The organism is Mesorhizobium sp. LSHC420B00, assembly GCF_000503055.1.
Taxonomy (GTDB): Bacteria; Pseudomonadota; Alphaproteobacteria; order Rhizobiales; family Rhizobiaceae; genus Mesorhizobium.
Map to the genome: position 1 here is coordinate 138,990 of NZ_AYVY01000009.1, position 12,140 is coordinate 151,129.

Annotated in this window: 12 protein-coding genes; 9 read left to right on the forward strand and 3 right to left on the reverse strand. The window is 64.5% G+C overall.

Annotated elements, in window-relative coordinates; all coding sequences use genetic code 11:
- The first annotated feature begins 111 nt into the window (after positions 1-111).
- The 3 genes from X760_RS54785 to X760_RS54795 all read left to right on the forward strand — a co-directional run bounded on the left by X760_RS54785 (position 112) and on the right by X760_RS54795 (position 3,136).
- Positions 112-573: a membrane protein gene (locus X760_RS54785; protein WP_023719243.1), complete on the forward strand. Its 462-nt coding sequence runs from the start codon at positions 112-114 to the stop codon at positions 571-573.
- Positions 570-1,946, forward strand: a complete 1,377-nt coding sequence (locus tag X760_RS54790) for an FAD-containing oxidoreductase (RefSeq protein ID WP_023719244.1) — start codon at positions 570-572, stop codon at positions 1,944-1,946. Before X760_RS54785 ends, X760_RS54790 begins: the two co-directional genes overlap by 4 nt.
- Positions 1,947-2,086: 140 nt before the next feature.
- Positions 2,087-3,136, forward strand: coding sequence for a succinylglutamate desuccinylase/aspartoacylase family protein (locus X760_RS54795; RefSeq protein ID WP_023719245.1), 1,050 nt, complete (start codon positions 2,087-2,089; stop codon positions 3,134-3,136).
- A gap of 14 nt (positions 3,137-3,150) precedes the next feature.
- Here the strand turns inward: X760_RS54795 and X760_RS54800 are convergent, their stop codons facing one another.
- The gene (locus X760_RS54800) at positions 3,151-3,921 is read right to left on the reverse strand and encodes an isocitrate lyase/phosphoenolpyruvate mutase family protein (RefSeq protein ID WP_023719246.1); all 771 of its coding nucleotides are present in this window, start codon (positions 3,919-3,921) and stop codon (positions 3,151-3,153) included.
- A 319-nt stretch (positions 3,922-4,240) separates the two neighbouring features.
- Between X760_RS54800 and X760_RS54805 the strand changes: the two genes are divergently transcribed.
- Together X760_RS54805 and X760_RS54810 are read left to right on the forward strand one after the other, a co-directional pair.
- A complete protein-coding gene (locus tag X760_RS54805; protein ID WP_023719248.1) occupies positions 4,241-6,430 on the forward strand; it encodes an anthranilate synthase in 2,190 nt (729 codons plus the stop codon).
- 47 nt (positions 6,431-6,477) lie between these two features.
- Positions 6,478-7,392: a cation diffusion facilitator family transporter gene (locus X760_RS54810; RefSeq protein ID WP_031194094.1), complete on the forward strand. Its 915-nt coding sequence runs from the start codon at positions 6,478-6,480 to the stop codon at positions 7,390-7,392.
- 217 nt (positions 7,393-7,609) lie between these two features.
- Here the strand turns inward: X760_RS54810 and vapB are convergent, their stop codons facing one another.
- Entirely contained in the window at positions 7,610-7,858 is a 249-nt protein-coding gene (vapB, locus tag X760_RS54815; protein WP_023719250.1) for a type II toxin-antitoxin system VapB family antitoxin, read from the reverse strand.
- Positions 7,859-7,882: 24 nt separating this feature from the next.
- Entirely contained in the window at positions 7,883-8,983 is a 1,101-nt protein-coding gene (locus tag X760_RS54820) for a hypothetical protein (RefSeq protein WP_023719251.1), read from the reverse strand.
- Between the two features lie 102 nt (positions 8,984-9,085).
- On the opposite strand from X760_RS54820, the gene X760_RS54825 reads away from it, so the two are divergent.
- From X760_RS54825 to X760_RS54840, 4 genes are all read left to right on the forward strand, one after another.
- Positions 9,086-9,538 carry a DsrE family protein gene (locus X760_RS54825; RefSeq protein WP_023719252.1) on the forward strand — a complete coding sequence of 151 codons (453 nt, stop codon included), beginning with the start codon at positions 9,086-9,088 and terminating at the stop codon, positions 9,536-9,538.
- A gap of 72 nt (positions 9,539-9,610) precedes the next feature.
- Positions 9,611-10,408, forward strand: a complete 798-nt coding sequence (locus X760_RS54830; RefSeq protein ID WP_023719253.1) for an SDR family oxidoreductase — start codon at positions 9,611-9,613, stop codon at positions 10,406-10,408.
- A gap of 49 nt (positions 10,409-10,457) precedes the next feature.
- Positions 10,458-10,766 (forward strand): putative quinol monooxygenase, encoded by a 309-nt coding sequence (locus X760_RS54835; RefSeq protein ID WP_023719254.1) that lies wholly within the window; start codon positions 10,458-10,460, stop codon positions 10,764-10,766.
- A 269-nt stretch (positions 10,767-11,035) separates the two neighbouring features.
- Positions 11,036-12,124, forward strand: a complete 1,089-nt coding sequence (locus X760_RS54840; protein ID WP_023719255.1) for an AbrB family transcriptional regulator — start codon at positions 11,036-11,038, stop codon at positions 12,122-12,124.
- Positions 12,125-12,140 lie beyond the last annotated feature (16 nt).

A 12,140-nucleotide genomic window follows, 5' to 3' on the forward strand; every position in this document is an offset into this window, starting at 1 on the left:
ACTGGTGAAAATACGGAAGCGCCGGCGGCGACACCACCTCTGGTCAAATACCGGACCTATGGTAGCTTGCTCTCTCGGACCTGTCCCAAGCCGGCCATCGAGGGATCAATCATGCTGTACATTCTTGCACTCCTGATTGGCATCGTTGCCGGGCTTCGCGCCATGACTGCGCCCGCCGCGGTCGCCTGGGGCGCCTGGCTAGGCTGGTTGCCGGTCACCGGCACCTGGGCGAGTTTCATGGGTCACTGGATCGCCGTCGGCATCTTCACCATCCTGGCCATCGCCGAACTGGTCACCGACCAGCTGCCATCGGCGCCGAGCCGCAAGGTGCCGCAGCAATTCGGCACGCGCATCGTCTTGGGCGCTTTCACCGGCGCGGTGATCGGCGCCACCGGCGGCGCCATCATCGGCGGCCTGATCGCCGGCGCCGTCGGCGCGGTGATCGGCACGTTGGGCGGCGCCGAGGCGCGTAAACGCCTGGCCACCGCCTTCGGCAAGGACCCGCCCGCCGCCTTCATCGAGGACGCGGTGGCGATCGTCGGCGGGCTTCTGATCGTGGCGGCGGTGGCATGACGGCAAAGACATTCGACGCCATCATCGTCGGTGCCGGGCAGGCCGGCCCACCGCTCGCCGGCCGGCTGAATGCGGGCGGCATGAGCGTGGCGCTGATCGAGCGAAAGCTGGTCGGCGGCACTTGCGTCAATACCGGCTGCACGCCGACCAAAACGATGGTGGCAAGCGCCTATGCCGCGCATCTCGCCCGCTGCGCCGCGGACTACGGTGTGACGCTCTCCGGTCCCATCGGCGTCAACTACAAGGCGATCAAGGCGCGCAAGGACAAAGTCTCGAACGATGCCCGCGGCAATCTCGAAGACTGGATTGCCGGCATGGACAAATGCACGCTCTATCGCGGCCATGCGCGCTTCGTGACCGCCAATACGGTGCGCGTCGGCGACGATCTGCTGAGCGCCGAAAAGATCTTCCTCAACACCGGCGGCCGCGCCTCGGTGCCCGACCTGCCCGGCCTCGACGGCATTTCTTACCTGACCAATTCGTCGATGATGGATCTCGACGTGCTGCCGCGCCATCTCATCGTCGTCGGCGGCAGCTATGTCTCGCTCGAATTCGCGCAGATGTTCCGCCGCTTCGGTTCCGAAGTCACGGTCATCGAAAAGAGCCCGCGCCTGATCGGCCGCGAGGACGATGACGTCTCGGACGCCATTTTGTCGATCCTCGAAAACGAAGCCATTGCCGTCCATCTCGGCGCCGACGATATCCGCTTCGCCAGGCGAGGCAACGAAATCGCCGTGACCTTCTCGCCAGGCAAGGCGGCTGCGGTCGGCTCGCATGTGCTGCTGGCCCTGGGCCGCACGCCAAACACCGACGATCTCGGCCTCGACAAAGCCGGCGTCGAGGTCGACAAACGCGGCTTCATCGTCGTCGACGACCAGCTGCGCACCAGCGTGCCCGGCATCTGGGCGATGGGCGACTGCAACGGCAAGGGCGCCTTCACCCACACCTCGTACAATGACTACGAGATTGTCGCCGCCAACCTGCTCGACAACGATCCGCGCAAGGTCAGCGACCGCATCGAGGCCTATGCGCTCTATATCGACCCACCACTCGGCCGCTGCGGCATGACCGAAGCCGCGGTAAGGAAATCCGGCCGCCGCGCCCTTGTCGGCCAGCGGCCAATGACCCGCGTCAGCCGTGCCGTCGAAAAAGGTGAGACGCAAGGCTTCATGAAGATCCTGGTCGATGCCGACACCAAGGAAATCCTCGGCTGTTCGGTGCTCGGCCCGGGTGGCGACGAGGCAGTGCACTGCGTGCTCGATCTGATGTATGCCAAGGCGCCAGTCAGTACGCTGGCGCGCGCGGTGCACATCCACCCGAACGTCTCGGAGCTTCTGCCGACCATCGCCCAGGAATTGAAGCCGCTGGCATAGGCCGGGCGCAGGCGTTATCTCGCGATCCTTTGAGCGCCAAGCCCGGATAGAGCCGTGCGCCCATAGCGCGAAAAGCTGGACCAATCGACAGTGTATTGGCGAAAGGGCATGTGTTCGGTCTCGTTTCCTGGAGACAGTCCATGCAGAAATCCATCGAACGCATCGCCGGCGACAGCGAGGGCGTTTCCTACGAATTCCCCGTCTTCCGCTTCACCGGAACGGACAAGACAGCGCCTTCGGCCTATCTGCAGGCGGCACTTCATGCCGGCGAATTGCCGGGCGTCGTTGCCATCGATGCGCTGATGCCGATGCTCAGCAGGGCGGAAGCCGAAGGCCGCATCAGCGGCAATATGACCATCGTGCCCTGGGCCAATCCGATCGGCCGCGCGCAATATCTCTATGGCGACCATCAGGGCCGCTTCCATCTGGGGACGCGCACCAATTTCAATCGCGGCTTTCCGCGGCTCGCCGCGCCCGACCTCACGCTCCTGCCGGCGCACGGCACGGTCGATCAGCGGCTGAAGACGCGGCTGCTGCAGCTCTCCATCGGCCACGACATCGTGCTCGACCTGCACTGCGACGATGAAGGCCTCGCCTACCTCTACGTCCACACCAGCCTGTGGCCGGCCATGGCGGATTGTGCGGCGGCTATGGGCGTCGATGCGGTGATGCTGTGGCACGAAGATCCCGACGGCACCTTCGAAGGCGCCTCGATCATGCCGTATCAGAACGTTCCCGCCGACGTCGCGCGCCTCGATCGGCGCGTCGCCACCACCGTCGAATATCGCGGCATACTCGACGTCGACGGCGCCCTCGCCAGCGCCGACGCCGAAGGGCTCTACCGGCTGCTGGTGGCGCGCGGCGTCATCCGGGATCAGACGCTGCCCGCGTCTGGCAGCTTCGGAGGACTCGTCGCGCCGATCGAAAATATCGAGATGATGCCGGCGCCCCGTTCGGGCGCGATCCTCTACCACGTGAAGCCGAGCGACCGCGTCACCAAGGGTGCGCGCCTTGCCACCATCGTCCACGCGCCGGGTGAGCCCGACGGCCGCACGGAAGTGTTGGCGCCCCAGGCCGGCCTCATCCTGACACGCCGCTCGCGCCGCATAATTCGCGCCGGCGAGGACCTCTTGAAGCTGGTCGGCGACAGGAAGAGTGCCGATGCAAGGTCGGGGACGCTGGAGGACTGACGCAACCCGCCAGGCTACCCCGAAATCGCCTGTCGCGCCTTGGACTCCAGCCATTCGGCCATCTGCCGGTAAGGCACCGGACCATGGCTCACGCGGGCGACGCCGAGTTCGGCAAGCCTCTGGCGCGGCGGCACATGCGCCAGTGCAATGATGTTGACCGGCAATGCCGTTGCCTGGCAGAGCGCCTCGATCAGGCCTTCATCGGCAAGCCCCGGCGCAAAGAAGCCATGCGCTCCGGCCCTTTCGTAGGCGTGCGCCCGCTCGATCGCCTGATCGAGGAGAGCCTTGTCGTGCGCATCCGGTTTCGCCTTCAGGAAAATGTCGGTTCGGGCGTTGATGAAGGCCGGAATACCCGAGGTCTTCACGGCCGCCGCGGCGGCTTCGATCCGCCTCACCTGTATGGCGATGTCGTGCAGCCCACTGCCGCCGACAATCTGATCCTCGAAATTAAAGCCGACGGCTCCAGCCTGCACGGCGAGCCCCACGCTGCGGGCGACAACCTCCGGAGCGACCCCGTAACCGCCCTCGAGGTCCATGGTTACCGGCAGATCCACCGCCGCAACGATGCGTTTGATGTTTTCGAGCGCCAGTTCCAACGGGATTTTCTCGCCATCGGCGAATCCGAAAGCGGCCGCGACCGGCCAGCTTCCGGTGGCGATGGCCTTGGCCCCTGCTTGCGCGATGATCTTGGCGGAGCCTGGGTCCCAGGCATTGTAGAGGACAATCGGGTTGCCCTTGACATGGAGGGAATGGAACGTCCGTGCGCGGTCGATCTGCTCGGTCATCGATGTTTTCCCGTCTTCCTGCTGTTTGATGCAGAGTCTAGGCAGGACTGCCGGTCTTGGCCATGTGCCATGGGTTGCGAAAGCAGCAGCCACCCCACAGACTTTCAAACCTGTTGCGCATACCGCTTTTCGCGGCTATGGATTTCGCCATGAATATGCGTTCGATCAAGACCATTTGGTGGTGGGCTCGCTGACAGCGGCCTGTTCGAACGCGTTCGCGTGACAATAGAAGGTGGCCGCAGCGGAATGTCCGGGCGGCCATTTGTTTTTTCAAGCCATTCCCGGGTCCGTTGCCCCAAAGACGCTGATGGAGACGGCAATGACGACGAAAATTCTGGAGAATGGCGCCGAGCGCTTCGTCACCGCGGGTGGCGTGGCGATTACCCGCCAGCGCCATGACCGGCCATATGAGGGCGCGATCGACGGCTATGTCGATGGCCTGAATTCGCGCCGCGGCGCCGTGTTTTCCTCGAATTACGAATATCCCGGCCGTTATACGCGCTGGGATACCGCCATCATCGATCCGCCGCTGGTGATCTCGGCACGCGGCCGCGCCATGCGCATCGAGGCGCTGAACCGCCGTGGCGAGGTGCTTTTGCCGGTGATCGGTACGGTGCTTGCCGGCCTTGACGATGTCACGATCGCCGAGACGTCGAACAAACTCATCCGCCTCGAGGTCGCCAAGCCCGGCCGTGTCTTCACCGAAGAGGAACGCAGCCGCGTTCCCTCCGTGTTCACCGTGCTGCGCGCCATCACTGCTTTGTTCAAGACCGAGGAAGACGCCAATCTCGGCCTCTATGGCGCCTTCGGCTACGACCTCGCCTTCCAGTTCGATCCGGTCGACTACAAGCTCGAGCGCAAGCCAAGCCAGCGCGATCTCGTGCTGTTCCTGCCCGACGAGATCCTCGTCGTCGACCACTATTCCACCAAGGCCTGGACCGACCGCTACGACTATTCCGGCGACGGCTTTTCGACCGAAGGCCTGCCGCGCGACGAAATCGTCGAGCCGTTCAGGACCGCCGACCGGATCCCGCCGCGCGGCGACCACGAGCCCGGCGAATATGCCAAGCTGGTGCGCAAGGCGATGAAGAGCTTTGAGCGCGGCGACCTGTTCGAAGTGGTGCCGGGGCAGATGTTCTACGAACGCTGCGAAACCCAGCCCTCCGAGATTTCCCGCAAGCTGAAGAGCATCAATCCCTCGCCCTATTCCTTCCTCATCAATCTCGGCGAGGGCGAATATCTGATCGGCGCCTCGCCGGAAATGTTCGTTCGCGTCAACGGCCGCCGCGTCGAGACCTGCCCGATCTCCGGCACTATCAAGCGCGGCGACGATGCCATTTCCGATAGCGAGCAGATCCTCAAGCTGCTCAATTCCAAGAAGGACGAGTCCGAACTCACCATGTGCTCGGATGTCGACCGCAACGACAAGTCGAGGGTCTGCGAGCCGGGCTCGGTGCGCGTCATCGGCCGTCGCCAGATCGAGATGTATTCGCGCCTGATCCACACCGTCGACCACATTGAGGGACGGCTGCGCGAAGGCATGGACGCCTTCGACGCCTTCCTGTCGCATGCCTGGGCCGTCACCGTCACCGGCGCGCCGAAATTATGGGCCATGCGCTTCATCGAGCAGAACGAGAAGAGCCCGCGCGCCTGGTATGGCGGGGCGATCGGCATGGTCAATTTCAACGGTGACATGAACACCGGCCTGACGCTTCGCACCATCCGCATCAAGGACGGCATTGCCGAGGTGCGCGCCGGCGCCACGCTGCTCTTCGACAGCATACCCGAAGAAGAAGAAGCCGAAACCGAACTGAAGGCATCCGCCATGATCTCCGCCATCCGCGACGCCAAGTCAGGCAATGCCGCCAGCACCGAACGCAGCACCGCGCGGGTCGGCGATGGCGTCAACATCCTGCTGGTCGACCACGAGGACTCCTTCGTCCATACGCTGGCCAACTATTTCCGCCAGACCGGCGCCAATGTCTCGACGGTGCGCACGCCGGTGCCGGACGAGGTCTTCGACCGGCTGAAGCCAAACCTGGTCGTGCTGTCGCCCGGCCCCGGCACGCCAAAGGACTTCGACTGCGCCGCCACCATCAAGCGAGCCCGTGCGCGCGACCTGCCGATCTTCGGCGTCTGCCTCGGGCTGCAGGCGCTGGCCGAGGCCTATGGCGGCGAGCTGCGGCAATTGCACATCCCGATGCATGGCAAGCCGTCGCGCATCCGCGTGTCGAAGCCGGGCATCATCTTCTCCGGCCTGCCCAAGGAGGTGACGGTCGGCCGCTATCATTCGATCTTTGCCGATCCGGTGCGGCTGCCCGATGGTTTTGTCGTTACCGCCGAGACCGAGGACGGCATCATCATGGCCTTCGAGCACCGCAAGGAGCCGATCGCCGCTGTGCAGTTCCACCCGGAATCGATCATGACGCTCGGCCACAATGCCGGCATGCGCATCATCGAGAACATCGTCGCGCACCTGCCGCGCAAGGCCAAGGAAAAGGCCGCTTAATTCGAGGGCTCAGTGTTGGGATTTCTTCCCCAGTGACCGCGGCAGAAATCAAAGCAGCCGCCAGGCAGAAGGTCGCCAGCCTCGCTTTCTGGTCGATCGTCGTCGCCTTCGTCGTGCTCGGCCTCAAGCTGGTGGCCTGGTACGTCACCGGTTCAGTTGCGCTTTATTCGGACGCGCTGGAATCGATCGTCAACGTCATTGCCTCGGCCGCCGCCTATTGGGCGATCCAGGTCAGCTACAAGCCAGCCGACCAGGACCATCCGTTCGGCCACCACAAGGCCGAGTATTTCTCGGCCGTCCTGGAAGGCGTGCTGATCGTGCTTGCCGCCCTGCTCATCCTCAACGAGGTCTGGTGGTCGTGGCAGCATCCGGCCCCGCTCGAACAGCCATGGACCGGCCTTGCCGTCAACGGCGTCGCAACCGTCATCAACGCCGTCTGGGCCTTGACGCTGATCCGCACCGGACGGAGTGAAAAATCACCGGCGCTGGTTGCCGACGGCAGGCATATCATGACCGACGTAGCGACCTCGGTCGGTGTGTTCATTGGCCTGGTCGGCGCCGTGCTGACCGGCTGGCAGGTTCTCGATCCGGCTCTTGCGGTGATCGTGGCGCTGAACATCCTGTGGCAGGGCTGGCACGTCATCGGCTCGTCGATGAACGGGCTGATGGACCGCGCCGTCGACACCCAGGAACATATCCGTATCCGCGACATCATCTCTGCCAATTGCAAGGGCGCGCTCGAGGTCCACGACCTGAAGACGCGCATCGCCGGCCGCGCCACCTTCATCGAGTTCCATCTGGTCGTCGACGCCGACATGTCGGTCGGCGCCAGCCACGTCATCTGCGACCGCATCGAGGACGCGCTGCGGGCAGAGATTCCTTCGGTTCGCGTCATCATCCATGTCGAGCCCGACGACGAAGCGAAACTGCCCAAGGGCACGACGGCCGTGCCGTTCGCGTGAAGCAATTCGCGCAGAAAAATCGCTCAGTCGTGATCCTTCGCGCCCCCCTCTGTCCTGCCGGACATCTCCCCCACAAGTGGGGAGATTGGCCGTCACCGCGGCTTTTGCCAATAGCCATAGTCGCAGGAGTGAGTGACGCGAGGAAGCTGCCGATCTCCCCCCAAGTGGGGGAGATGTCCGGCAGGACAGAGGGGGGCGCGAAGGATCGCTGTAGCCCTCATTCCGAGCCGCTGCGCGCCATGGATTCGAGGATCTGATCCGACGGACTTTCCAGAGCCGCCTCCGCGAAATCGTCATCAAGCGGACCGATCACTCTGTCCAGCCAAGCCCAATCCTGCGCAAGAGGCTCGATAATGACGCTCTGGCCGTGGCGGCTGATGAAAACCTCTTTGGTGTCGAAACGGTACTCCTTTGGCAAGCGCACCGCCTGCGAGCGGCCGGACCAAAACACCCTTGTCTTGCGCATGGCATCCACCTCCTCGTCACATGATCAAGGCCCGCAGGCGGCCTGCGGCATCGGCTCCAGCCGGTAGACCTTGTCGTCGGAGCTGGTGTCGCCTTCCGCCGCCTTCGAGCACAGATCGACGATCGGCAGGCCGCTGTTTGGGTTGGCCAGCATCATCGTGCCGTTGGCGCCGCGGCGGAGGAAAATCTCCTTTTGCGCGATATCGCAGGAGACACCACCCGTCTTCGCGCTCGCCGCGCAGCGCCACTGGTCGCCCTCGCCCTGGCAGTTATAGACCTGCGTGACCTTGGCCGATTTCTGCCGCGTGGTAACCGAAACGGCGATGTCTGCGCCGCTCGGCCAATTGGCGAGGTCGCCGCCCTTGGCGAAGGATGCCAGCTCGACCGGTCCGCGGAAAACCCGGATCGTCTGGGTCAGCTGATCGGGATGCGAGCCGAGATGCGCGGCATCATAGTCACGCCCGTAGCAGAAGGCCTGGTCCGGCTTCAGCCGCTCGCGCAATGGCGGGCCAAGTGCCGGATCGATCGGGTCGATGCGGGCGAACTCCGCCTTGCAGGTCGCGGCCGGCATCGGATCGAGCCTGAAGCCGTTGTCGTCCTTGCCCAGCGCCTGCCGTTCGTACTCCGCCTTGCCGAGCTCGTCTTCCGATCCGGCGTCGAGATAGAGGTCGGGCTGCACGTCCGAGACGATCAGCCGGCCCTTGTCGTCGACCTTCAGCGAAGCCATGGTGCGATCGCAGTCCATGCCGCAGCGGATCGGGCCGGTCGTGCCGTCCTCCGACTCATGACTGCACCAGCCGCCGAGCCATTCCGGCGCCTCGGCGCCGCGTACCGTCGTCGCCATGAAGCCATTGTAGGAGGAATCGATGCCGGTGCTTGGCTCCTCGTTTGGCCGGCTGACCGGATCGCGGCCGTAATAGAAGAAGATGCGCGCCACCTTCTGGTGCGGATGCGACTTGAGATGCGCGGCGTCGTAGACGCGGCCGAAACAGGCGTCCTTGCCGTCGGGGCTGAGCTCGGTGAGTTTGAGCGTGTCGTCGGCGAAAGCAGTGCCGGCGACGGCGGCAAGCAAGGCAACCCCAAGCCCGGCGCCCACAATGGTCCCCATTATGGTCCTCGACGTCATGCTACCCCTCCATTGCCCCGACAAGACGTGGCTTCAATTTATGCTAGGATCGAGGCCGAGGCCACGCAATTTGCGCGGGCCGGCTAAATGGGAGATGAAGCCATGCGACGCCGCGATATTTTCCGCGTCGGTCTTGCCGGGGCCGCCGGGCTTTTCGGGCTGCGCCCCACCAAGGCGGCAGCCATTGAAGTCAAGCCCGTCGAAGAGGAAAGGCAAAAGGTCGCCTATCACCTCAGCGATCTCGACAAGGTCAATTTCGTGCTCGGCAACATCAAGAACCACTTCGAAGGTACCGACGGCAAGGTCGACATCGCGCTTGTCGTGCACGGCCCAGCACTTGCTGCCTTCAAGTCGAAGGGCATATCCGCCGCCATTTCCGGGCGTTTCGCCGGCCTTGTCCAGGACGGGCTCAGCCCGCACGCCTGCGCCAATACCATGCACGGCATGGATATCGGCCTGGCCGACCTGCTCGACGGCTTCCATGCAGCCGACAGAGGCGGTGTCGTCAAGCTCGCCGAATTGCAGCGCCAGGGCTACGCCTATCTCAGGCCATAGGCTTTTACGGACTTGAACGCGAGGACTGCGAGGGCCTACGAAGAGCAGGCCGAGTCCCCCGGAGGAATAGACGTGCCAGCCACCACCACCCTTGTCAGCCCCTCTCTGGTCATCCCCGACCTTGCCGGAAAGGCGGTGCTGGTCACCGGCGCCTCGACCGGCATCGGCGCGGCGCTTGCACTTGCCTATGCCGCGCAGAAATGTCGCGTCGCACTGCACTACAATTCGAGCCGGGTGGCTGCCGAAAACTTGGCGGCGACCATTCGCAACGGTGGCGGCGACGTGTTCCTGACCCAGGGCGATTTCTCGATCCCCGCCGATGTCGAGCGCGTCGTCGAGGACAGTGCGCAACATTTCGGCCGGCTCGACGGCCTCGTCAACAATGCCGGCGGCATGCTCGGCCGCGTGCCCTATGCCGAGCAGACCGAGGCGCATTACGACGCGGTGATGGACCTCAACGCGCGTTCCGTGCTGACAGCTTCGCGCAAGGCGATCCCATGGCTGAAGCGGCAGGGCGGCTTCATCGTCAACACCTCCTCGATCGCCGCGCGCAACGGCGCCGGTGGCGGCGCCGGCCTTTACGGCTCCGCCAAGGCCTTCGTCTCCAACGTCACGCGCGGCATGGCCAAGGAGCTGATCGGTTTCAACATCCGCGTCAACGCGGTGGCGCCCGGCACGATCGCGACACCTTTCCACGAGCGCTACTCGACCGACGACCAGATGAAAGGCATGATCGCCACCATCCCGCAGGGCCGCGCCGGCACCGCCGAGGACTGCGTTGGCGCCTATCTGTTCCTCTCCTCCGATCTGTTGAGCGGCTACATCACCGGCCAGGTGATCGAGGTGAATGGCGGCCAGTTGATGCCGTAGACGGCGAACTGCATACTCCTGGTTGCGTAATCTCAACGGAGCAAAGCGAATGTACGGACTGATCGGCAAGATGCGGGCGACGCGCGGCCAGCGCGACGCGGTCATGGAGGTCCTGCTCGCCAGCACCGGCGCCATGCCCGGCTGCCTGAACTACATCATCGCCACCGACCCGGTCGACGCCGACGCGATCTGGGTGACCGAAGTGTGGACCGACGCCGAAAGCCACAAGGCTTCGCTGCAGCTGCCCGAAGTCCAGGCGGCAATCGCCAAGGCACGGCCGATCATCGCCGGCTTCGAGTTCCAGGTGGAAACGCGTCCGGTTGGTGGGTTTGGGTTGCCGGCGGTGAAGGCGGGATAGAGGAGAGGCCGGCGGGACAGCGCCCCCCCTCTGGCCTGCCGGCCATCTCCCCCTCAAGTGGGGAGATTGGCAGCTTCGCCGACAGCTCTCTTTTTGGAGATTGGCGAAGGCCGACGTGACATCCAATCTCCCCACTAGAGGGGGAGATGTCCGGCAGGACAGAGGGGGGCGCGAAGGATCGCTACGGATGGCTGGTGCCATTACCACCCAAGCCCTTTTCCCCCGCAAAAAGGTTCGCATTTTTTCGCGACCGGTCTAAGAGCCGATCTATGGATTCTTCCCCGAACCCGCCGGCCATCGAGCATCTGGCGCGGATCCACAAGGGCTGGCAGTGGCCGGTCCTGGTGGTGGTCTCGGTGCTGTTTGCCGGCGCGCTGGAACTCGCCGCCCTTCCCGCCGCGCTCTTGATCGGACCGATGCTGGCGGCCATCGCTGCCGGCACCAACGGCGCCACGGTGCGCGTGCCGCGGGTTCTGTTCGGCTCCGCCCAGGCGGTCGTCGGCTGCCTGGTCGCCAGTTCCATCTCGGCCGATATCTTTCCCGTCTTCTACAAGGAATGGCCGCTGTTCCTCGGCGTCGTGATGGCGACGGTCGCGGCATCCAGCCTGCTTGGCTGGCTGATCAGCCGCTGGCGCATCCTGCCCGGCACCACCGCCGTCTGGGGCTCGTCGCCGGGCGCCGCCACCGCCATGGTGCTGATGGCCGGTGCCTTCGGGGCCGACCAGCGCCTCGTCGCCTTCATGCTCTATCTGCGCGTCATCTGCGTCTCGATGACGGCAGCCCTGGTGGCCAAGCTTTGGGTCGACACCTCAGGCATCGAGGTGCCGGCCATCGTCTGGTTCCCGCCGGTCGATCCGCAAGGCTTGGCCGCGACGTTCGGCGTGGCGCTGGTCGGCGGCCTCGCGGGAAAGCTTTTCCGGCTGCCGTCGCCGTTTTTCCTCGGCACCTTCATTTTCGGCACCGTGATCCATCTCGGGCTCGGCGTGACCATGCAGCTGCCGCCCTGGCTGCTCGCCTTGAGCTATACGATAATCGGCTGGAGCATCGGCCTGAATTTCACCAGGGCCATCTTGCGCCACGCGGCCCGCGCGCTGCCGCAGATCGTCGGCTCGATCATTGCCCTGATCGTCTTTTGCGGCGGCCTCGCCTTCCTGATCAGCCGCCTGCTCGGCATCGATCCGCTGACCGCCTATCTGGCGACCAGCCCCGGCGGCATGGACAGCGTCGCTATCATCGCCGCCGCCGCGCAGCATGTCGACATCTCCTTCGTCATGGCGCTGCAATCGGCACGCTTCCTGATTGTGCTTCTGGTCGGCCCAAGCGTGGCGCGGCTGGTGGCGAGAAGCCTTCGGGAGTAAAGACCAGCCGGGCAGC

Excerpts from the sequence above, each read along its gene's own strand:
- X760_RS54785 (WP_023719243.1), top strand. The coding sequence starts at position 112 with ATGCTGTACATTCTTGCACTCCTGATTGGCATCGTTGCCGGGCTTCGC.
- X760_RS54790 (WP_023719244.1), top strand. The coding sequence starts at position 570 with ATGACGGCAAAGACATTCGACGCCATCATCGTCGGTGCCGGGCAGGCC.
- X760_RS54795 (WP_023719245.1), top strand. The coding sequence starts at position 2,087 with ATGCAGAAATCCATCGAACGCATCGCCGGCGACAGCGAGGGCGTTTCC.
- X760_RS54800 (WP_023719246.1), bottom strand. The coding sequence starts at position 3,921 with ATGACCGAGCAGATCGACCGCGCACGGACGTTCCATTCCCTCCATGTC.
- X760_RS54805 (WP_023719248.1), top strand. The coding sequence starts at position 4,241 with ATGACGACGAAAATTCTGGAGAATGGCGCCGAGCGCTTCGTCACCGCG.
- vapB (WP_023719250.1), bottom strand. The coding sequence starts at position 7,858 with ATGCGCAAGACAAGGGTGTTTTGGTCCGGCCGCTCGCAGGCGGTGCGC.
- X760_RS54820 (WP_023719251.1), bottom strand. The coding sequence starts at position 8,983 with ATGACGTCGAGGACCATAATGGGGACCATTGTGGGCGCCGGGCTTGGG.
- X760_RS54825 (WP_023719252.1), top strand. The coding sequence starts at position 9,086 with ATGCGACGCCGCGATATTTTCCGCGTCGGTCTTGCCGGGGCCGCCGGG.
- X760_RS54835 (WP_023719254.1), top strand. The coding sequence starts at position 10,458 with ATGTACGGACTGATCGGCAAGATGCGGGCGACGCGCGGCCAGCGCGAC.
- X760_RS54840 (WP_023719255.1), top strand. The coding sequence starts at position 11,036 with ATGGATTCTTCCCCGAACCCGCCGGCCATCGAGCATCTGGCGCGGATC.